General features: G+C 44.2%; 21 protein-coding genes. 20 read left to right on the forward strand and 1 reads right to left on the reverse strand.

The window, feature by feature from the left end:
* Positions 1-137 precede the first annotated feature (137 nt).
* The 4 genes from EV579_RS12535 to EV579_RS12550 all read left to right on the forward strand — a co-directional run bounded on the left by EV579_RS12535 (position 138) and on the right by EV579_RS12550 (position 3,450).
* Positions 138-1,166 carry a FecCD family ABC transporter permease gene (locus EV579_RS12535; RefSeq protein ID WP_197172951.1) on the forward strand — a complete coding sequence of 343 codons (1,029 nt, stop codon included), beginning with the start codon at positions 138-140 and terminating at the stop codon, positions 1,164-1,166.
* Positions 1,163-2,164, forward strand: a complete 1,002-nt coding sequence (locus EV579_RS12540) for a FecCD family ABC transporter permease (RefSeq protein WP_024423532.1) — start codon at positions 1,163-1,165, stop codon at positions 2,162-2,164. The genes EV579_RS12535 and EV579_RS12540 overlap by 4 nt, the downstream gene beginning before the upstream one ends.
* Before the next feature lie 17 nt (positions 2,165-2,181).
* Positions 2,182-3,081, forward strand: a complete 900-nt coding sequence (locus EV579_RS12545) for an iron-hydroxamate ABC transporter substrate-binding protein (protein WP_370880892.1) — start codon at positions 2,182-2,184, stop codon at positions 3,079-3,081.
* 144 nt (positions 3,082-3,225) lie between these two features.
* On the forward strand, positions 3,226-3,450 hold the full coding sequence (locus EV579_RS12550; RefSeq protein WP_024423530.1) for a phage holin: 225 nt from the start codon (positions 3,226-3,228) through the stop codon (positions 3,448-3,450).
* 293 nt (positions 3,451-3,743) lie between these two features.
* On the opposite strand, the gene slrR is transcribed toward EV579_RS12550, so the two are convergent.
* Positions 3,744-4,214, reverse strand: a complete 471-nt coding sequence (gene slrR / locus EV579_RS12555; RefSeq protein ID WP_024426096.1) for an HTH-type transcriptional regulator SlrR — start codon at positions 4,212-4,214, stop codon at positions 3,744-3,746.
* 257 nt (positions 4,215-4,471) lie between these two features.
* Here slrR and EV579_RS12560 point away from each other — a divergent pair, with 257 nt between their 5' ends.
* The 16 genes from EV579_RS12560 (at position 4,472) to nikC (ending at position 21,735) form a co-directional block, all read left to right on the forward strand.
* Positions 4,472-5,203: a YveK family protein gene (locus tag EV579_RS12560; protein ID WP_024423528.1), complete on the forward strand. Its 732-nt coding sequence runs from the start codon at positions 4,472-4,474 to the stop codon at positions 5,201-5,203.
* Positions 5,193-5,876, forward strand: coding sequence for a CpsD/CapB family tyrosine-protein kinase (locus tag EV579_RS12565; RefSeq protein WP_024423527.1), 684 nt, complete (start codon positions 5,193-5,195; stop codon positions 5,874-5,876). The genes EV579_RS12560 and EV579_RS12565 overlap by 11 nt, the downstream gene beginning before the upstream one ends.
* Positions 5,877-6,040: 164 nt before the next feature.
* Positions 6,041-7,915, forward strand: a complete 1,875-nt coding sequence (locus tag EV579_RS12570; RefSeq protein WP_044333948.1) for a polysaccharide biosynthesis protein — start codon at positions 6,041-6,043, stop codon at positions 7,913-7,915.
* The gene (locus EV579_RS12575) at positions 7,881-9,029 is read left to right on the forward strand and encodes a glycosyltransferase family 4 protein (protein ID WP_133744542.1); all 1,149 of its coding nucleotides are present in this window, start codon (positions 7,881-7,883) and stop codon (positions 9,027-9,029) included. Before EV579_RS12570 ends, EV579_RS12575 begins: the two co-directional genes overlap by 35 nt.
* Positions 9,022-9,861, forward strand: coding sequence for a glycosyltransferase EpsE (gene epsE, locus EV579_RS12580; RefSeq protein WP_073207494.1), 840 nt, complete (start codon positions 9,022-9,024; stop codon positions 9,859-9,861). Before EV579_RS12575 ends, epsE begins: the two co-directional genes overlap by 8 nt.
* Positions 9,854-10,984 (forward strand): glycosyltransferase family 1 protein, encoded by a 1,131-nt coding sequence (locus EV579_RS12585; protein ID WP_133744543.1) that lies wholly within the window; start codon positions 9,854-9,856, stop codon positions 10,982-10,984. Before epsE ends, EV579_RS12585 begins: the two co-directional genes overlap by 8 nt.
* A gap of 14 nt (positions 10,985-10,998) precedes the next feature.
* On the forward strand, positions 10,999-12,102 hold the full coding sequence (locus EV579_RS12590) for an EpsG family protein (protein ID WP_025094022.1): 1,104 nt from the start codon (positions 10,999-11,001) through the stop codon (positions 12,100-12,102).
* 27 nt (positions 12,103-12,129) lie between these two features.
* Positions 12,130-13,152: a glycosyltransferase family 2 protein gene (locus EV579_RS12595; RefSeq protein ID WP_133744544.1), complete on the forward strand. Its 1,023-nt coding sequence runs from the start codon at positions 12,130-12,132 to the stop codon at positions 13,150-13,152.
* A 5-nt stretch (positions 13,153-13,157) separates the two neighbouring features.
* Positions 13,158-14,186: a polysaccharide pyruvyl transferase family protein gene (locus EV579_RS12600; RefSeq protein ID WP_133744545.1), complete on the forward strand. Its 1,029-nt coding sequence runs from the start codon at positions 13,158-13,160 to the stop codon at positions 14,184-14,186.
* Positions 14,187-14,214: 28 nt separating this feature from the next.
* Positions 14,215-15,729, forward strand: a complete 1,515-nt coding sequence (locus tag EV579_RS12605) for an MATE family efflux transporter (RefSeq protein WP_133744546.1) — start codon at positions 14,215-14,217, stop codon at positions 15,727-15,729.
* A gap of 20 nt (positions 15,730-15,749) precedes the next feature.
* Complete coding sequence (locus EV579_RS12610; RefSeq protein ID WP_133744547.1) at positions 15,750-16,343, forward strand: sugar transferase; 594 nt, start codon at positions 15,750-15,752, stop codon at positions 16,341-16,343.
* Positions 16,306-16,992 (forward strand): acetyltransferase, encoded by a 687-nt coding sequence (locus EV579_RS12615; RefSeq protein ID WP_133744548.1) that lies wholly within the window; start codon positions 16,306-16,308, stop codon positions 16,990-16,992. Before EV579_RS12610 ends, EV579_RS12615 begins: the two co-directional genes overlap by 38 nt.
* Positions 16,992-18,170, forward strand: a complete 1,179-nt coding sequence (locus EV579_RS12620) for an aminotransferase class I/II-fold pyridoxal phosphate-dependent enzyme (protein ID WP_133744549.1) — start codon at positions 16,992-16,994, stop codon at positions 18,168-18,170. The genes EV579_RS12615 and EV579_RS12620 overlap by 1 nt, the downstream gene beginning before the upstream one ends.
* Positions 18,171-18,319: 149 nt before the next feature.
* Positions 18,320-19,942, forward strand: a complete 1,623-nt coding sequence (nikA, locus tag EV579_RS12625) for a nickel ABC transporter substrate-binding protein (protein ID WP_034621455.1) — start codon at positions 18,320-18,322, stop codon at positions 19,940-19,942.
* 18 nt (positions 19,943-19,960) lie between these two features.
* On the forward strand, positions 19,961-20,905 hold the full coding sequence (nikB, locus tag EV579_RS12630; protein ID WP_024426083.1) for a nickel ABC transporter permease subunit NikB: 945 nt from the start codon (positions 19,961-19,963) through the stop codon (positions 20,903-20,905).
* Positions 20,902-21,735: a nickel ABC transporter permease subunit NikC gene (gene nikC, locus EV579_RS12635; RefSeq protein WP_024423513.1), complete on the forward strand. Its 834-nt coding sequence runs from the start codon at positions 20,902-20,904 to the stop codon at positions 21,733-21,735. Before nikB ends, nikC begins: the two co-directional genes overlap by 4 nt.
* Positions 21,736-21,738 lie beyond the last annotated feature (3 nt).

Below are 21,738 nucleotides of genomic sequence, written 5' to 3' on the forward strand. Positions count from 1 at the left end.
TCTCTGCCCTGCACATACCTTCATTAATTAAAAAATAGGGTGTACATTGATTTTTTAGAGGCTGGCGGCTATAATTTTGTTGATTATGATTCTCATTTTCAAACTGACTTTTAATGAAGAAAAGGATGACACCGATTTTGCAGGATAAGCGAAAACCTCAACAAAAACGATCATCACATATTCTGTTCTTTTTGATATTTTTCCTCGCCGTCATTGGTTTAGCGGCTGCCATGTTTTTTGCTGTGTCATACGGTGCGAAAACATTGTCTCTGCAAACGGTTTGGACAGCTGTATTTGACTACCAGTCAAATATTACAGAGCAGCAGATCATCCATGAATTAAGACTTCCTCGGGTTTTAGGGGCAGCTCTAGTGGGAGCGGCGTTTGCCGTAGCGGGTGCTCTTATGCAGGGCATCACAAGAAATCCACTGGCAGATGCGGGGATTTTGGGCATTAATGGCGGTGCGATGTTTGTGGTCGCTCTCTGTTTTGCTTTTTTCCCAGGAATGCCTTATTCAGCACTGATGTTTTTTTCCTTTATTGGTGCTGTGCTCAGTACGCTGCTGATCTTTGCGATTGGGGCGGCTGGCGGCGTATTGACACCGCTGCGCCTCACTGTAGCAGGAGCGGTTGTAGCCGCATTGCTTCATGCGCTCAGCTCTGGGGTTGCGATTTATTTTGACCTGAGTCAGGATCTGGCTTTTTGGTATGCAGGCGGGGTAGCTGGTGTGAAATGGCCGCAGCTGATGATTCTTGCCCCCGTCATTCTGATTGTGATCGTATGGGCAATGCTATTGGGCCGGTCACTTTCCTTACTATCGCTCGGTGAAGATACAGCGGCGAATTTAGGGGTGAAAACCCGACAAGTGCGAATACTAGGCATGACCGCTGCTGTGTTATTAGCAGGGGTTTCTGTATCAGCAGTCGGGTCGATTGGGTTTGTCGGTCTCGTCATCCCGCATATTGCACGAAAGCTGGTTGGTGTAGACTATCGTTTCGTTATTCCGATGTCAGCGATGTTAGGCGCAATGCTGCTTGTCTTTGCAGACCTTGCCAGCCGTACAGTCAATCCGCCAAGAGAGCTTGCCATTGGCGTGATGGTGGCACTTGTTGGTGTTCCTTTCTTCTTATACATTGCCAGAAAAGAAGGGAGGAACCTGTCATGAGAGAGAAACAGCGTGCTCTTGTCGTGACACTCGTTTTGCTTTGCCTGAGTGCGGCTGTTGTGCTGTATAGTTTAAATACCGGTACGCTGAAACTAAGCCCTGTCATGGTCGTCAAGACGTTATTTGGCTTTGGAGATTTCCAAAGTGAAACGGTGCTGTTTGACTATCGTCTGCCTCGAATTGTGGTGACGATGTTAGCTGGTATTGGTCTTGGCATTGCTGGCGGCATTTTGCAGAGCTTATCCCGTAACCCGCTGGCCGATCCTGGGATTATTGGATTGAATGCAGGGGCAGCCTTTGGCTTAATTGTGTTTGTGACATATTTTCACGCACTTGAAGGCAATCCGTCTCTTCTTATTCCGCTCTTTACGTTTGGCGGCGGACTGCTTGCGGCAGCTGTCATCGTGCTTCTTGCATATGACCGGCATGAAGGGCTTGTTCCTATCCGGCTGATCTTAGTTGGCATTGCGGTTGCTGCGGGATTTAGTGCACTCACCTTATATTTGTCATTGAAGCTGGATGAAGATACATACACGTTTGCTTCAAGGTGGCTTGTGGGCAATGTATGGGGGAGAGACTGGATTCATGTGCTGGCGCTTCTGCCTTGGATTGTATGCCTTGTGCCGCTTACGCTAATGCAGACGAACACGCTCAATGCATTGACATTAGGAGATGCTGTCGCCTCAAGTGTAGGTGTACGTGTCCAGCGTAAACGTCTTCTCCTTTTGACCTTAGCGGTAGGCCTCGCGAGTGCAAGTGTTTCAATGACAGGTGGTATTGGCTTTATTGGCCTCGTCGCCCCGCATTTGGCTAGGAGGCTTGTCGGTTCACTGCATCAGTATTTTTTACCAGTTAGTGCGCTGCTTGGCTTGTTGATTTTGGTCAGTGCCGATACAATCGGACGTTCTATCTTTGCTCCAAATGCCATACCGGCGGGTGTGGTCGTGGCCTTTATCGGTGCCCCGTATTTTCTCTATTTATTAACTAAAACGAAATAAATATGAAAGAGGAACTCATCATGAAAAAACTACTAGTATTTGGATTAACGCTCTGTTTCTTGCTGCTTGCCGCTTGCGGACAACAGGAAACAAAAAATACAACAAATGAAAAGACCAATGGCACACCAAAGATTGCTTCCTTGTCTATTCATTTAACAAATGACTTGTTAGCACTCGGTATCAAACCGGCGGGCTCTGTTGTAGGAGGAGACTTAAAAGATTTCCTTCCACATGCGAAAAAGCAGCTGAGTCAGACGAAGAAGCTCGGCATTGCATCTGATCCAGATATGGAATCACTGCTTGCGTTACAACCAGATGTCATTTATGTTGATGAAGAATTAGCCGGACAAGACCTATCGAAATATAAGAAGATCGCCAAAACAGAAGTGTTTAATTTAAATGATGGCACATGGCGGGATCATTTGAAAAAAATCGCCAAACACGTCAATAAAGAAAAAGAAGCGGATCAATATATTAAGAATTACAATCAAGAAGCAAAAGAGGTCAAATCGCTCATCAAGAAAAAGATTGGAAACGGAAAAGTCATGGCGATCCGTGTGACAGCAAAGGAGCTTCGCGTATTTAGCATGAAGCGCCCAATGGGTCCTATTTTATACGAGGATTTAGGCCTGACACCTGTCGATGGTGTGAAAAAGCTGGACAGCAAGCGCCCATTTGAAGTGATTTCTCAAGAGGTTCTTCCTGATTATGATGCTGATGCGATTTTTGTCGTTGTCAACCGTGATGATAAAGCGCAGCAGGCATTCAAGCAATTAGAAAAGACTCCGATTTGGAAGGGTCTAAAAGCAGTGAAGAAAAACCAAGTCTATCCGATTGCCGATCAGCCTTGGCTCGATTACTCAGCTCTAGGCAATAAAATGGCATTGGATGAAGCAAAAGAGATGTTTTCTAAATAAATAGCAAATGAAATCAGGCATCATTCCGCATATAGGAATGATGTCTCTTTTTTTGATTCGTTCTTCTATTCATTCGGCTGATGCATACATATGAGAGAGAACGAGCAATACCGCCCGTGAGAAGAGGAAAGGGAGGGGTTACAGTTGGAGGTTCAAAAAATTAGTGCAGGTACAATTGCAAGGCTTGTACTGCTTTTACTGGCGCTTGTTAACAGTGCGCTAACTGCTGCGGGAAAAAGCCCAATTCCTATTGATGAAGAAGGTGTTCAGCAATTCATCACACTGGCCTTTCTGGGAATTACATCACTATGGGCCTATTGGAAAAACAATGATATAACGAAAAAAGCACGAACAAAAAAAGAAGAATAACAGAAGAAAGAGCCTTTCATGAATCAAAGGCTCTTTCAGCGTGTAGACAAACCCTCGCATTCGCCCGCAGGTCTGCGCTCCGGTGCTCACGAATGTTTCAATTCGCTCCGCTCCGGTACTCGCCCTTCCTAGGGCTGCAAAGGTTTTCTATCACGCTGAAAAGAAGACAAAGGGCTAAAATAAAAATCATTTTAGCCCTTTGTCAACAGTCTGAAAGAGCCTTTCATGAATCAAAGGCTCTTTTTCATCGAAGCGTCAAACGCCTCTCCCCGCAATCATTCTTCCTGAAAGGCTTACGCCCGGCGTTCTCCCATGTTGTTGAGGAAAGCTTTTACTTCCTCAATGCTTAAGCCAATTGCCTTTGCTTCACTCATTAGACGCTTCCACTCTGCGATATTTGAATCAGTCAGCTTTCTATGGGTGACATGTAACGACTTCTCTTCCTGCTCCTTTCGGTACGTTTGGAGCAGCTGATAGAGCTCTTCTTTAGGCATGCCTGATTGGACGGCACTTACGATATGCTCCCGCCATTCGTGTTCACCACCCTCAGCGTAATGAAACATCATTGTCTCTGCATCAAACAGCTCTTGTAAATCAATCTCTAGTGAAGAAGATACCTTTTTTAAGAACTGGACAGATGGATTTCTGTGGACACCACGCTCAATTTTGCTCAAATATGACTTAGAGACATGAGCATCCTCAGCCAGTTGCTGAATCGAGTATCCTTTTCTCTTTCGGTAAATGCGTATCACCTTGCCTATCATTCGATCAATGATCTCCCTTCTCACCGGCGAATAGTTCTGCGACCTTTTCGTTCATTATAAGAAATAAATTGTTCTTTATAAAATTCAAAAACGTAAGAATCAGGAAGTAAACAAAAGAAAACGAACGATTTCGTTCTTTAAAAAGAACTATAAGACCTATTATGACATTTTTCTTTGCGGGTATTATCTTTTATAATCCAATCATTAACAAAAAGAAACCATATATAACCTTTTTATGATGAAATCGGGAGGTATCTATGAATGAGAATATAGGTTTTAAGCAGCTGTTTTCTGTCATTAAAGAGAAAATGGCCCTTCTGATCCTGATTGTCCTGATCGTAACGGGCATTTCAGCCTATTATCAGTTCTATGTCTCGACTCCTGTATATCAGGCAACCACTCAAATTCTTGTTCATAAACGCAGCAATGACGCACAAGCAGATTTAAACGATATTCAGATGAACCTTCAATATACACGTACCTTTCAAGTTTTATTAAAAAGCCCAATCGTCATTGAAAAAGTAAAAGAAACACTTCATCTCACAGAATCAGCAGAAGGACTAAAACACAAAATTGCCACAAGTACAGAAAATGAGTCTGAGGTCATCAATATTTCTGTACAAGATGAGGATCGCGCGAAGGCAGTCGCCATTGCGAATACCGCAACAGAGGTGCTGCAAGAAGAAATCAAAAAAACAATGAATATGGATCGCATTAATGTTTTGTCTGAAGCCAAGCTGTCCAACACGATTCTGATGAATTCAAGGAAGTTCGTTCATATCGTTCTGGCACTAGGCGCCTCTTTATTAGGGGGCATGACACTCATTTTCTTAATGAATTTACTCGATGATACTGTAAAACGAACACATCAAATAAGAGAAGAGATCGGATTGCCGTCGCTTGGCAGTGTCTATCAGATGCAGGCAGACAGGAGGGCCAAAAAAGACAAGCAGTCCGTCATAACGGGAGGACAGAACATTGATCTTTAAGAGGAAGAAAAGAGAAAAGAGAGATTTATCCTGTATTTCTGTATTAAATCCTCACTCTGTCATTGCGGAACAATTCCGTACGATCCGAACAAACATCGAATTCACATCGATCCAAACAAGGCTGAAATCGATATTAGTGACCTCCTCCTTACCGAAGGAAGGGAAATCATTTACGGCTGCAAACTTAGCAGCTGTTTTTGCACAGCAGAACAAGCGGGTGCTGCTCATGGATGCTGACTTGCGAAAGCCGGCCGTCCATGAATATTTTGACTTGAGTCATCATACCGGTTTGACGAATGTGCTATTAAATAATTGCAGCTTGGAAGAAGCTATTTTACCGACACCGATTGAGCATTTAGAGCTGCTTCCGAGCGGAACCATTCCGCCGAATCCAGCTGAGCTGCTCTCCTCTTCTGTAATGAAGCAGTTATTTTATGAGATTGAACAGCAATATGACATGGTGATTGTTGATTCCACACCGCTTCTGCCAGTTGCAGATGCAAAGATTTTGGCGAACCGGACGGATGGGAGCATTCTCGTTGTCTTAAGCGGCAAAACAAAGATTGCTGCTGTGAAGAAATCAAAAGAAGTATTAGAAGGAACAACAAGTAAACTGCTTGGAGCTATGCTAAATGGCAAGAAAGAGAAAAAGGGCAGGCTGTATATGTATTAAAAAGATTGATAGGTGATGTCTCCTAATCTTTAACAATGGAGGCACTCGATCCTGCTGTGGGCATAACCGTGCCTTAGATGCTCGTCATCAGTAGTGGGATGTGAGGACGGGTTTGATGCCCATGTTACGTAAGAATAGTGATGCTTTAAAAAGGGGGAGGAGCGTTGACTTACGCCCAAAGATTATCAATCATCGTAGCACTAGATTCATATCTCATCTTAGTTGCCGTCTTTTTTGGTTTTCAATTTGTCCAAGAGGCGGCTTTAACCGTTTATACATTTGAAATGCTCGCCATTTCTTCACTCAGTCTGCTCATTGGGCACCATATATTTGCCTGCATGTTTCATGTGTACAAGCAAGTATGGGCTTATACAGGAGTAAGAGAGTTATTCTCTTTAATGAAGACCTTTGTGTGTTCTTTTTTATTTTCGATGACGATGCTGTACCTTTTCGTGCAGACATGGCCATTTCGGTTTTTATTCATCGTGTGGCTTTTTCATATCTTATTCATCGGTGCCTCTCGTATGGCTTCCAGGCTATTTCATGACGGGGCAAAGCGGCTTCAGGCAGAAAAGGAGCGGGCGTTAATCATTGGCGCCGGATCAGCGGGAACCATGCTCGTTCGTCAGCTTCAGCAATCGAGTGATGTACATATTGAGCCAGTCGCCTTCATCGATGATGACAAGACGAAACATCGGCTTGAAATTATGGGTCTGCCTGTTATAGGAGGAAAAGAACAAATTCAAACAGCTGTCGTGATGATGGATATTCAGAAGATCATCATCGCCATTCCGTCCAAAAGCAGCCACACCTTAAAAGGGCTGTATAAGGAATGTGTCGCGACCGGAGTCAAAACACAGATCATGCCGGAAATGGAGCAGATTTTAAAAGGAACCCATGCGCTGAATCAATTACGGGATGTACAGCCAGAGGATTTACTAGGGAGAGAACCGATTCAATTAGATACGAGCCGTCTATCTGCTCATTTAAAGGGAAAAACAATCATGGTCACAGGGGCAGGCGGATCAATTGGATCAGAAATCTGCCGTCAAATTTGTGTGTTTGCTCCTCAAGCGATTGTACTTGTGGGACATGGAGAATTTAGCATTCATTCTATTTTACTAGAGCTGAAAGAATTATATGGAGGCAGCATCAGACTCTATCCACAAATTGCGGATATTCAAGATAAACAGAAAATGAGTGAAATCGTTGGTCAATTTCAGCCGGATATGATTTATCATGCTGCGGCACATAAGCATGTCCCGCTCATGGAGATCAGTCCGAAAGAAGCTGTGAAAAACAATATTATCGGGACAAAAAATGTCGCAGAAGCCGCACACGAGCACGGCATTGAAACATTCGTCCTCATCTCATCTGACAAAGCGGTCAACCCTGCCAATGTGATGGGAGCCACAAAGCGGTTTGCTGAAATGCTGATCATGCAAATGGGGGCAAGCAGCGAAACAAAATTTGTCGCTGTACGATTTGGAAATGTGCTCGGAAGCAGAGGGAGCGTCATCCCTATTTTTAAGAAACAAATCGAGCAAGGCGGGCCGGTGACGGTCACACACCCAGCCATGACAAGATATTTTATGACCATCCCAGAAGCATCAAGGCTTGTGATTCAGGCAGGTGCACTGGCAGAAGGAAGACAGATTTTTGTTTTAGATATGGGGGAGCCAGTGAAAATCGTGGACCTCGCAGAAAACCTCATTCACCTCTCAGGCTACACCACAGACCAGATTCCAATCACTTTCACAGGCATTCGTCCTGGAGAGAAAATGTACGAGGAATTACTCAACCAGCATGAAAAAGCACAGGAGCAAATCTTCCCGAAAATTCACATCGGCCATGCGCTGGATGGTGACCCATATGTGCTGAACCGCTTTATCCATGAATTTGACATGATGAATGAAGAGCAAATGAGACAAGCATTATTTGCTGCCATTGAGTCGCATGATATGTTGTCCGATCAGATGACACGAGAGGAGGAAGCGCTTGCCAATGAAGAAAAAAGTCTTGTTTTGCGCAACGGTTGATTATCACTTTAAGGCCTTTCATCTTCCGTATTTCCGGTGGTTTCAGGAACAAGGATGGGAAGTGCATACAGCGGCAAACGGCCAGCTGAAGCTGCCCTATGTGAATCAAGCTCACTCTATTCCGATTCAGCGCTCTCCTTTTCATGTACGCAACCGGCTTGCGTATGTAGAACTGAAGAAGCTGTTAGCGAAAGAGCACTATGATTTCATCCATTGCCACACACCAATGGGAAGTGTCATTGGCAGGCTCGCAGCCAAAGGTACGCGCAAAAAAGGAACGAAGGTTCTTTACACGGCACATGGCTTTCACTTTTGGCAGGGGGCGCCGCTTCAAAACTGGCTGCTCTATTATCCAATAGAGAGATTTCTCGCCCGCTATACAGACGCTCTGATCACCATTAATGGAGAAGATTTTAAAAGAGCCGACCGTCTATCAAAAGAGCGGACATCTGTTTATTATGTGCCCGGTATGGGTGTGGATATGAAGCGGTTCGCACCTGTCGATGAAAAAGAGAAGCAGAGCCTTCGCGCAGCCTATGGCTTTTCCTCGGAAGATTTTATCGTGCTGTGTGCTGGTGAATTAAATACGAATAAAAATCAAGGGATGCTCATCAAAGCATGTGCACAGCTGTCTAGGAAAATACCAAATATAAAGATCGTATTTGCCGGGGAAGGGACAATGAGGCCGAACTATGAAAAGCTTACCCGCCAGCTCCATCTTGAAAATCATGTCCACTTTGCTGGGTTTTGCAAACAAATGGAGGAATGGATGCATATGAGCGATGTATGTGTTTCCACCAGCTTGAGAGAAGGGCTCGGCATGAACCTGCTTGAAGCGATGTCGGCAGAAAAACCTGTGGTTGCAACGGAGAATAGAGGACATTGTGAGCTTGTCAAACATGGCGTCAATGGTTTTTTAGTTAAACCGCAAGATGTGAATAGTTTAGCTGATTACTTGCAGCAGCTCTATGACAAAAAAGATCAGCTGCTTCTCATGGGAAAAGCGGGACGTTCTATGGCTCATGCATTTGCACAGGAGCAGACGGTCAGTGCAATGGAAGAAATTTATACAATCTATATGGATCAAGCAGAGAAGGTGATACAGCATGCATAAACCAAAGGTATCTATGATCATGGGCGTCTACAATTGCCAAGAGACAGTAGAAGAAAGCATTGAATCTATTCTTCATCAAACATATGAAAACTGGGAGCTCATCATATGTGATGACGCATCAACAGATGGCACTTATGAGAAAGTGCTGTCTTATACAAAACGACATCCTGAAAGAATTCGCCTGATCCGCAATCAACAAAATCAAAGACTCGCTGCCAGTCTCAATCGCTGCCTGGCTGAAGCGAGGGGAGAGTTGATTGCAAGGCAGGATGGCGACGATCTATCAGTGCCTGTTCGTTTAGAAAAACAGGTTCATTTCCTCGATACATATCCTGAATATGATGTGGTCGGTACGGCAATGACGGTTTTTGATGAAACGGGAACAAAGGGTGTGCGGGCACTTGTTTCAGAGCCTGATCGGAAGGTGTTGGCAAGAGGGACTCCTTTTTGTCATGGGACCATTATGATGAGGGCTTCTGCTTACAAGGCTTTACAAGGCTATCGTTCTGTAAAAACAACAAGGCGGATGGAAGATATCGATCTTTGGATCCGCTTTTTTGCTGCTGGGAGGAAAGGTTTTAATTTACAAGAGCCGTTATATTTGGTGAGAGAGGATGAAGCGGCCTTTCAGCGGCGAAAGTTTCGATATTCGATGGATAATGCCTGGCTCGTTTTGAAAGCATGCTGGCTATTAAAGCTGTCGCCGCTTGACTATTTATTTGCTCTAAAGCCGGTGGTCCGTGCCTGCTTGTCACCGAAGATCATGAAGCTTTATCATCGCCGGAAGCTGTCGGCGTCTATGCTGAAGAGGAGGGCGGTTCAAGATGAGTGAGCCAAAGCGCGTGCTTCATATTGTGGGCGGAATGAACCGCGGCGGAGCTGAAACGATGATTATGAACATCTATCGTGCACTCAACAGAAATGTCCTTCAATTTGATTTCATTACTCACCGGCAGGACGTCTGTGATTATGATGAGGAAATTCGCCGGCTTGGGGGGCGCATCTTTTACGTCCCAAGTATTGGGGCGTCCTCTCCGGTTGCTTTTGTGAAAACATTGACCAAGACAATTAGGCAAACAGGGCCCTATCAGGCAGTGCATGCACATACGGATTTTCAGACGGGTTTTTCCGCACTTGCTGCAAAACTAGCGGGTGTAAAGGTGCGCATTTGCCATTCACATAATACAGCGTGGAAGCAGTCGCCAAACTGGCTGGATCATATGATGCTCAAAGGATTTCGCCAGCTGATTTTTGCATTCTCTACACAGCTTGTTGCATGCGGCGAGGATGCCGGTGTCTTTTTATTTGGACAGAAAAAAATGCAGAACGGGCAAGTTGAGGTGCTTCCAAATGGGATAGATTTATCCCTTTTTTTTCAGCCTGATCCAGACGAAAAGGCAGAGATGAAAAAGCAGCTCCATCTTCGCGAAAAAAACATGGTCATCGGTCATATTGGGCGGTTCCATGAGCAAAAAAATCATGTTTTTTTTATGGAGCTGGCACAGACCTTAAAGAAGCAAGGGGTTTCATTTCAGCTTGTCCTCGTAGGAGATGGACCGCTGAAGCAAGTAGTCGAATCGTATGCAGAGAAGGCAGGCTTGATGGAGGACATTGTCTTTACAGGCGTCGTATCAGACGTTCCACAGTATATGAAAGCATTTGATGTATTTGTGATGCCTTCCTTGTTTGAAGGTCTTCCGCTTGTATTAGTGGAAGCACAGGCGTCTGGTCTGCCTTGTGTGATTTCAGATCATATTACAGAGGAAGTAGATTTAGGCTGCGGGCTTGTGAAAAGGATGTCCCTGCGAGAGTCCGCGCATGAATGGATGAAGGCGGTGCTTGAAGCATATCATGCAGAACCTCCTCTTCAAGAGACCATTACCTCTCAGCTTGAACAAAGAGGATTTGATGTGAAACAGAATATTACACGTGTGATGAATCTATATGGACTGTAAGGAAGGAAGGGCAGATGGCGGTTTATTTGGTGAACATGATCATGGTCTATTTATGGTCGAGCTTTGCCGCATTTTACGGCAGGCGTGATGATACCATTCAAAGCGGATGGCGGCCTAATAAGCTTCTGGTGTTTTTTCCGTTTCTGTTTCTTTGTATCGTAGCTGGTATTCGGTATAAAGTAGGAACCGATTTTGTCACATATGGCCAGATGTATGAGTTCTCCATCAACTACGAAAAGCCTTGGCATATATTCGGCTTCGGTGTGGATAAGGCCGCAACGGATCCGGGGTTTACGTTTATTTTATGGATGCTTAATCAACTGTCTCATGATCCGCAAATCATGTATATCTCAGTCGGAGCCATTACTTATTTTTTTATCATCAAGACGCTTATTCAATATGGCCGTCCATTTGAGCTGAGTATGCTGCTTTTTCTTGGGACCTTTCATTATTATGCGTCATTTAATGGCATGCGCCAGTATATGGTGGCAGCGATTCTTTTTTATGCCATTCGGTTGGTGATCAATGGTCAGTGGAAATTGTATTTTCCGCTCGTCCTTGTATGTTCATTGTTTCATTCATCCGCTCTCATCATGATTCCTGTGTATTTTATTGTGAGAACAAAGGCTTGGTCTTGGATGATGCTAGTCTTATGCCTGGTGTTCTTAGGCTTAACCGCTCTTTATGACCGTTTTGTCTCAGTGTTTGTCGTGATGCTGCAAGGCAGTTCATATGGTCATTACGAGGAATGGCTCACAACGAATACGAATGGAATGAATGTGACAAAAATTGGTGTCTTGATTTTGCCGCTTCTGCTTGCTTTCTTTTATCGAAAACGACTTCGTGAACTGACGCCTGAGAGTGATTACATTGTGAATTTTTGTTTGCTTGGTTTCTTGTTTGGCATCCTTGCAACGAAGGATGTCATTTATGCAAGATTTCATATTTATTTTGGCTTGTATCAGCTCATTTTACTGCCATATTTCACACGCATTTTTGATCAGCGGTCTAATGTGTTTATGTATGTAGGGATTGCTGTTTGCTATATTCTGTACAGCATCATGCTGATGCCGTTCGATTCTTCGGTTTTGCCGTATAGAACGATATTTAATAAGTAGATTTGAAGAAAGGTGGGGCATGCTGTAATGCCAGCTATCAGTCTATTGGTCGCAGTTTATAATACGAGTCAATATGTGGAGCAATGTCTTCAATCAATTGCAGATCAAAGTTTTTCCGATATAGAAGTCATTCTTATCAATGATGGATCGACCGACCGCAGCGGTGAATGGCTTGAAACATTTGCTGAGCGTGATGAGCGATTCCGGGTAATCCATCAATCCAATCAAGGGTTAGGCGCTGTGAGAAACCGGGGCATCGAGGAAGCGAAAGGGACGTATCTCGCCTTTGTGGATTCAGATGATATTCTCGCTCCTCATTACTGTGAAGCTATGTATAAAAAAGCCGAAATGACCGGGGCAGATCTTGTTGTGAGCGAGTATTGGATTCAATTTGAACAGTCAAAGCGAACGATAGCAACGACGCTGTTAGACAAGCGCTCAGCCGAAAAAACGGATGTAATCAAAGCGTTATTACACGGAGACTTGACTGGATTCTCATGGAATAAGCTGTATCGGCGTGCCTTTATGGAAAATCACCACATTCGATTTCCGCTGCGGGGTGAGCTAGAGAACATTGAAGATCAATATGTGACGCTGCGCTGTTTTTCTTTAGCACGCAGTATCGCTTTTGTTCATGAGCCTCTTTATTATTACAGGGTTCATCTGTCATCTATTGTACAGCGATATCAGAAGCAGTATTTTCATCATGGACTGACCTTTTATCATGCACAGCGCTCTTTTTTAAAAGAGCATGATGACATCTCTCTGTATGAGAAAGCATTAGACTTTTTTATCGTCAATCATACGCTTCATTGTATGCTCAACGAATGGAAGAGCCAAAATGATCTCTCTATTCAGGAAAAGCTTGATCACATGCGTGAAATGGTCACACATGATGCTTTTCAGCATGCCGTCAAACAAGTGGAACCATCGAAGCTCACAGTACGAAAGCGAATGATTTTATTTCTTGCTAAGTGCCGATTGGTTTATCCGCTTTCTGCCGCGGCTTCTAGCTATCAAAAATGGATCGAATATCAGACAAGGAAATAGGGGTGATGGGATTGACAGTGCAGCAATTGAAGGCAAAAACCGCAGAGTGGCTGCTCTTAAAGGTCAAATATCCGCTTGAGTATAGACTGAGCCGCCAAAGGCTGCCAGAGCTGAGTCATCAGAAGAAAATCATTCTCACGCTGCTGCCGGGCCATGATAATTTAGGGGATCATGCGATTGCCTATGCGAGTTATTGTTTTTTAAAGAAACACTTTCCAGCCTATGACATCATAGAAGTGGACATGAAAGAGATCTATCGCCTTGCCCGTCCACTAAAGCGCAGCCGGCATCCAGAAGACATCGTCTGTATGATCGGTGGGGGCAATATGGGGGATTTATACCGGTACGAAGAATGGACGAGACAATTTATCATCAAGACCTTCAAGTCCTATCCCATGATCCAGCTGCCTGCTACTGTACATTTTACAGAAACAAAGAGAGGGAAACGAGAGGAACGCCGCGCCATTCACACGTATAGTCAGCATCCAAGACTGCTCCTCATGGCAAGAGATCAAACAACCTATGAATGGATGAAGCAGCATTTTCCTGATCAAGATGTGTGGAAACAGCCTGATATGGTGCTGTCATTAGACGAATCATCAAAGGATGAAACACGTAAAGGGGTTCTGCTTTGTCTGCGTGAGGATCAAGAAGCATATCTCACAAAGGAGGAGCGCCAGCAGCTGCAGCAGCATATCCAAGAGACATATGATCAAGTCGGTTTGATCACAACGACAATTGGCAAACGAGTCGATCGAACAACTCGCTTAGAGGAGTTAACGTCTTTGTGGACGGAGTTAAAACAAGCGCAAGTCGTCGTGACAGATCGTCTGCATGGTATGATCTTTTGTGCGATCACTCATACACCGTGTGTTGTCCTTAGATCTTTTGATCATAAGGTGATGGAGGGTTTTGAGTGGGTGGCTCATCTTCCGTTTATGACCCTTTTAAAAGAACCAAATGAGGCCGCTGTGAAAGAGGCCGTTCATCAGCTGATGAAAACAAGCGGTCAAAAGGGAGAGGAAGCTGGATGAGGGCTCTTAAACGCTGCGTGAAAGCACAATGAATCGAGCGTTTCTTTATAATGCCAGTGCGAACTTAATCACGTTTGTCCTGATGATGCTTATGTCTGTTTGTTTAACACCTTATATTGTTCATACGCTTGGAGTGGAAGCATTCGGCTTAATCCATCTGACGCAAAATATGATCAACTATTTATCGGTCATTACGGCTTCGTTAAGTGCGGTTGTTGTGCGATTTTTTTCTGTGGCGGCTCATAAAGGAGAGATGGAGAAGGCGCAGCGCTATCTCGCTTCCTATTTCGTCAGTTCGTTTTTACTATCTATTAGTCTCTTTTTGCTTTGTCTTTTCGTGTCTCATCAGCTGGTTGAATGGCTTCATGTACCTGTTCATCTCGCAAAAGACACACAGACCGCCTTTATTTTAGGGGGTCTTTTATTTATGCTCAATTTCGTCATGTCTGGCATTGGGGCTGCACCGTTTTATGCGAATAAGCTCTATGTATCAAGTATTGGACAGGCGATTCAAATGTTTTTGAGGGCGCTGATGATTGTCATCCTGTTTACATGGACGACACCAGCCATTTGGCATATCCCGCTTGCGGCCGTCATAGGAAGCTTAGCGGCTATGGGAATCGGTATCTATTATTTTAAGAAACTCATCCCTTGGTTTTCATTTAAGTGGCGGCACGTCTCATTATCGTCTAGTCTCACACTTGTTCGATCAGGGATCTGGCATTCATTTGAGCAAATGGGGATTTTGTTGTTTTTACAAATTGATTTATTGATGACCAACTTGCTCATTGGAGCGGAAGCAACGGGCCAATATGCGGCAATTTTACAGTTTCCATTATTATTACGCACACTGGCAGGGACACTGGCCGTTGTGTTTGCACCAACGATCACGAAATTTTATTCGAATCAGGACAAAGAGGGACTCATTCAATATGCTGCAAACGCCATTAAGTGGAGCGGCTTATTTGTTGCGTTCCCAGCCGCACTTCTAGGAGGTCTCGCTGGTCCACTCATGCTTTTATGGCTTGGGCCTGCTTTTGAGGAGCTGAAATGGCTTCTCATGATTCATGCGGCTTATTTATGTTTGACCTTGATGTTTTTACCGCTCACATATGTGCCGACCGTGTTTAATCGATTGAAAGTTCCTGCAGTTGTCACCCTTATATTAGGTGTATCTAATGTGCTTTTTGCCTATGGATTGACTCATATGCTGCAGCTTGGTTTATATGGCATTGCATCAGCGGGGGCAATGGTTTTATTGATTAAAAATATTGTGTTTCTGCCATTTTATACGGCCAGGATCACGAATCAGAAACGCACTATCTTTTATAAACATACACTGGTTCCACTTGCTGGAGGGCTATTTATTTGGGGCATCTGTGCGGGGATTCAGGCGGTATATAACGTGACTTCATGGTGGGAGCTGTTTTGTATTGGAGGGCTTTGTTTCATTCTCTATATGGGCTACTTGTATGTGTTTGCAGGAACGAAACGAGAGCGGATGCAGCTGATGCGTAAGGTAAAACATGCGGTCTCCCGCTAATATGAAAAGGAGATGCAATGATGAAAAGAATGATAGATGTGATGGTGGCATTGACGCTGCTCATCGCAGGCAGTCTTCTTTTACTTCTCATCTATGGACTGATTAGATGGAAAATTGGAACGCCTGTGGTGTTTCGGCAGAAGCGGCCTGGTCTGTATGGCCGGCCTTTTATGCTATATAAATTTCGGACGATGACAGATGAACGAGACGAACATGGGGTGCTGCTGCCAGATCATTTGCGATTAACAAAAACCGGTGCCTTGATTCGAAAGCTTAGTCTTGATGAATTGCCGCAGCTTGTCAATGTACTCAAAGGAGAGCTTAGTCTTGTCGGGCCAAGACCGCTTTTAATGGAGTATTTGCCTATGTATACAGAAGAACAAGCAAGGCGTCATCTTGTAAAGCCCGGCATAACAGGATGGGCACAGGTGAACGGACGGAACACGCTTTCATGGGAAGAGAAATTCACCTATGACCTGTGGTATGTCGAGCATCAATCGTTTTGGCTCGATATGAAAATTTTATGGATGACCTTGCTGAAAGTCATGAAAACAGAGGGGGTGCAGCAGCCGGATCATGCCACAGCTGAAAAATTTAAAGGAACCAATATGTAAGAAGCAAACCATTGGTTTAATTGGGGCCGGAAGACATAGCAAAGTCATCCAAGATCTCATTTTTGCACATGCCGATTACTCATTATGTGCAGTATTAGATGATCAATTTGAAGAGACGGTCACTCAAAGCGGGATTTTGTATGGACCGATCTCCATGAGTGAGCAGCTGAGAGAGACAATGCCTCATATGAAATGGCTGATTGCGATCGGACAAAATGAGATCAGACAGCTCATCAAGGAACGCCTCTCATTTGAAGACACAGCATATGCCACACTCATTCACCCAGAGGCGGTCATGAGTCCGTCATCTGTCATTGGAAGGGGGACTGTTGTGATGGCAAGGGCAGTGGTTCAAGCAGATGCAGCCATCGGTGAGCATACGATTATAAATACAGGGTCTATCGCCGAGCATGACTGTATACTCGAATCGTTTGTGCACCTGTCACCAGGCGCGGTGCTGACTGGCGGTGTATCCGTGCGGGAAGGTGCCCATATTGGGGCTGGTGCCGTGGTGACACCGGGTATAACGATTGGAAGCTGGTCCGTCATTGGTGCTGGAGCAGCAGTGACAAGAGATATACATGATCAGAAGGTCGCTGTAGGAATTCCTGCAGTAGAAATCAAAGATCGGAGAGAAGGTGGGAAGTGATGAAAGAAAGGAAGCGAATTTACTTATCTCCTCCGCATATGAGCGGAAAAGAGTATCTCAAAATAGAGGAAGCCTTCAAGAGCAACTGGATTGCGCCGCTTGGACCGCTTGTGAATGAATTTGAACAGGCGGTGGCGGACTATGCAGGAGTGAAGACAGGAGCGGCTTTATCTTCAGGAACAGCAGCGATTCACCTTGCTTTAAAGCTGATAGGTGTGCAAAAAGGAGACATTGTCTTTTGTTCCACTCTCACGTTTGTTGCAACGGCAAATCCGATTTTATATGAACAAGCGGAGCCCGTTTTTATTGATTCTGAAAGGGAGACATGGAATATGTGCCCGCTTGCTTTAGAGAAAGCCTTGCTTGAATCAAAACGTCTTGGGAAAAAACCTCGTGCGGTCATCGTTGTCCATTTATATGGGCAAAGCGCAAAAATGGACGAGATCATGGCTCTGTGTGAAGCATATGATGTACCAGTCATTGAGGATGCGGCTGAATCGTTAGGTGCGCTTTATAAAGGAAGAAAAAGCGGCTCAATGGGCAGGTTCGGTATCTATTCTTTTAATGGAAATAAAATCATTACAACATCAGGGGGCGGAATGCTTGTGAGTGATGATGAAGCTGCGATTGAACGATGCCGCTTTCTTGCTTCACAGGCCAGAGAACAAGCGATGCACTATGAGCATCAAGAGATGGGATACAACTATCGCATGAGCAACCTCTTAGCAGGAGTCGGGATTGCTCAAATGGAAGTGCTGGACGAGCGTGTTGAACAAAAGCGCCGCATTTTCCAGCGTTATCAGGACGCTTTATCAGAAGCAGAGGGACTTCATTTGATGCCAGAATATCAAGAAACGAAATCCAACCGCTGGCTGACGGCATTGACCATTGATCGTGATAAACAATTGTCTCCAGCAGATATCATTGGTGCTTTAGAAAAAGAACAAATCGAAGCAAGGCATGTTTGGAAGCCGCTGCACCAGCAGCCGCTCTTTCGTCATTGCCCTTTTTATACTGCGGAAAAAGGCACTCCTGTATCTGAGCTGTTATTTGAGCGGGGGCTTTGTCTTCCGTCTGGAACGAGCATGACAGATGCAGATCAGGAACGTATCATCCATATACTCCATGACATGCTGCGAGAAAAAACATTTACCTCTTCACAGGCTGCTCATTCATAAGCAGCCTGCCTCTCTTTCTATCAAATTCCTCAATTTATGGAATAAATAGGAATAATTATTGTCATTTCGTTTCAAATATGATATTGACAACGGCTTCCTTCCTCCTTAAAATGAAAATGATTATCAGCATCAATTAGGAGGAGCAACTTATGTCTATTTGGAGGAATTTTCCGAAAATTAAAATAAATTCAGTATTACCATTCCTGCTTATTTTCTTTTTACTAGTAGGATGCTCTCAAACAAACAATGGAGCAGAAGGCAATAAGGATCATCCTGATATGATCACAATGGCGTGGCCAAGAGATATTGGTGAAATGAATCCACACGTATACAACCCATCACAATTATTTGCGCAATCAATGATTTATGAGCCATTGGTCAGCTATCAAAAGAATGGTAAGCTGAAACCTGAATTAGCGAAATCATGGGATGTTTCAAAGGATGGCAAGGTGTATACGTTCCATTTAAGAGACGGAGTGACTTTCTCAGACGGCTCTGAATTTAATGCGGACATTGTCAAAAAGAACTTCGATACAATTTTAAAAAATAAAGATTTACATAGCTGGTTAGGTGTCATTAAGAAAATCAAAAAGACAGAAGCCGTTGATAAAAAGACATTTAAACTCACTTTAACAGCACCATACTATCCAACTGTGCAAGAATTAGCCGTTGTTCGTCCAGTTCGTTTCTTAGGTGAAGCAGGTTTCCCTAAAAACGGAGATACGTCAAAAGGAATTGAAAAACCAGTGGGGACAGGCCCTTGGGTTTTAAAAACATATAAGAAAGATGATTATGCCATTTTCGAACGAAACGATCATTATTGGGGAGAAGAACCAAAGGTAAAAGAAATCAAGGTAAAGGTCATCCCAGATGCGGAAACGAGAGTCATGGCATTTGAAAAAGGTGATGTGGATTTACTTTACGGAGAAGGAACCATTAGCCTTGATTCCTACAAACAGCTGGAAGCAAGCGGCAAGTATGAAACGAAAATGTCAGAGCCTGTTGCAACGAGACAGCTTGTTATGAACACAAAAGTGGATCAGCTGTCAGATGAGAAAGTGCGTCATGCCCTTCAATATGCCTTCAATAAAAAATCAATGGTAGAAGGGGTCACCTCAGGTTTAGAGGATGAAGCAGATCACATCCTGCCGACTAACATGCCGTATACGTCACACATTCAAGTGAAGTCTTTCAAATATGATGTGGACAAAGCCAAAGCATTGCTGGATGAAGCGGGCTGGACACTTCCAAAAGGAAAATCCGTTCGTGAAAAAGATGGGAAAAAGCTTGAGTTTAGTATGATGTATGACTCAGCGGAATCGATTCAAAAAGCGATGGCGGAAACGCTGCAAGCAGAATGGGCAGCCGTTGGTGTCGGTGTCAAGCTTGAGGGTGTGGATTTGGCCACACAGGTTCAACGCTTTAAAGCCAATAAGTTTGATATGAACTTCTTTAGCAACTACGGAGCGCCGTATGATCCGCATACATTTATGAACGTTCTCTCATCAGATGGTTTTGGATTTAAAGAAGCTATCTCAGCCTATCCAAATAAGGAAAAGCTGATCAAAGAAATGACGGAAATTCCATCCACAACAAATGAAAAGAAACGCAAAGCACTGTATTCGTCTGTCTTATCCTCTTTACAGGATCAAGGGGCAATTGTGCCAATCTCTTATTTTAAAAAGACAGCCGTTTATCAAAAAGCTGTGAAGGACTTTGAATTCCCTGCAAATCGTGATGAACATCCTTTCACAGGCATTAAGCTGAAGTAACAGAAGGAAGGTAAGGAAATGGGCCGCTATATCGTCAAACGAGTGCTATCAATTATTCCTGTATTTTTATTAGCCACACTGCTCACAACTGGTATGATTCACCTCTCGCCAGTTGACCCGGCAGAGGCATATTTAGCAGCGGCTCATATCCAGCCTACGGATGAAATATTAGCGCAAAAACGAAGTGAATTCGGCTTAGATGAGCCGTTTTATATGCAGTATCTTCATACCATTGAAAAAGTCATTCATCTTGATTTCGGCCGGTCGTATATGTCCAATCAGCCTGTCGTTGATGAGGTGGTTTATCGAATACCGGCGACAATTCAATTGGCGCTTACCAGTCTGCTGATCGCTATTTGTGTCAGCATTCCGCTCGGCTTTTTCAGCGGCATGAGGAAAAATGGTGCCGTTGATCATGTGAGCCGGCTCATTTCTTTCTTAGGAGCATCTATCCCGACGTTTGTCTTGGGGTATTTGCTCATCTTCTTTTTTTCAGTGAAACTTGACCTCTTACCAGTTGAAGGGATTGGAACATGGGAGCATCTCATTCTGCCCTCGATCACACTTGCAGTCCCTTTAATTGCTACGTATACAAGGCTGTTACGGTCAAGTGTGAGTGAGGCGCTTCAAGAGCCTTTCGTTCAATATGCGAGAATCAGAGGTTTGAAGGAACAATCGATCATGTTCAAGCATGTGTTCAGAATTGCGATATCGCCGATGCTGACCGGACTAGGGGTGAACCTTGGCAAGCTGTTAACCGGAACCATTATTGTAGAGGCCGTTTTCTCATGGCCAGGGTTTGGCCGCTTTTTTATTGAAGCGATCTTTAACAGAGATCTGCCTGTCATTCAATTTTATGTCCTCATGTCGGCATGTATTTTTATCTTGAGCAGCTTGATCGTTGACTTAGTTCAGCTGATCATAGACCCCCGTATTTCTAGAAAGGAAGGCCGCCAGCAATGATGACAAAAGTAAAACATCTCTTCGTTCATCAAAAGATGATCTCGATCTGCGCTTTGCTGCTCGGTCTCCTGCTCATTGTCACAATATGTGCACCATGGATCGCTCCGCATGATCCGGCTGCTGTCAATCTAGCAATGAAGCTAAAGGGATCTTCATGGGAGTATCCTCTTGGAACAGATCAATTAGGACGATGCAATTTATCTCGTATTTTATATGGTGCGCGTGTTTCGCTCGGCTGTGCGTTATTAATCTTTCTTTCTTCGTTATTCATTGGTTTAATTGTCGGCCTCTTTTCAGGATACAAAGGCGGCTGGATCGATCATGTTTTGATGAGAATCTGTGACGGCGTCATGGCATTTCCCAACCTGGTGCTGATCCTTGGATTAGTCGGCATCTTCGGTCCGGGACTTCCTCAAGTCGTACTTGCCTTGATGCTTGTGCAATGGGTATATTATGCCCGCGTCTTCCGAGGAATGGTGCTCAGTTTAAAAGAACAGAACTTTATTGCAGCTGCAAAAATCAGTGGGACCTCGCATTGGAACATTATGAGAAAGCATATGATTCCCAATGTCCTGCCGCCATTAGCAGTCATTGGAACACTTGAAATGGGCTGGGCGATTATGGACATTTCTGCGATGTCTTTCCTCGGATTAGGGGTTCAGCCTCCTATGCCTGAATGGGGAGCGATGATTCATGAAGGGAAATCTTACATTCAAACGAATCCTCAGTTAATGCTGTACCCAGGTCTTGTGATCATGGCTGTGGTGGTTCTGTTTAATTTACTAGGAGAAGCCCTTTCAGAGAAATATGGCATCAAACGCCGTGTGTAAAGG

Source organism: Bacillus sp. BK450 (assembly GCF_004364885.1).
Lineage (GTDB): Bacteria > Bacillota > Bacilli > Bacillales > Bacillaceae > Bacillus > Bacillus safensis.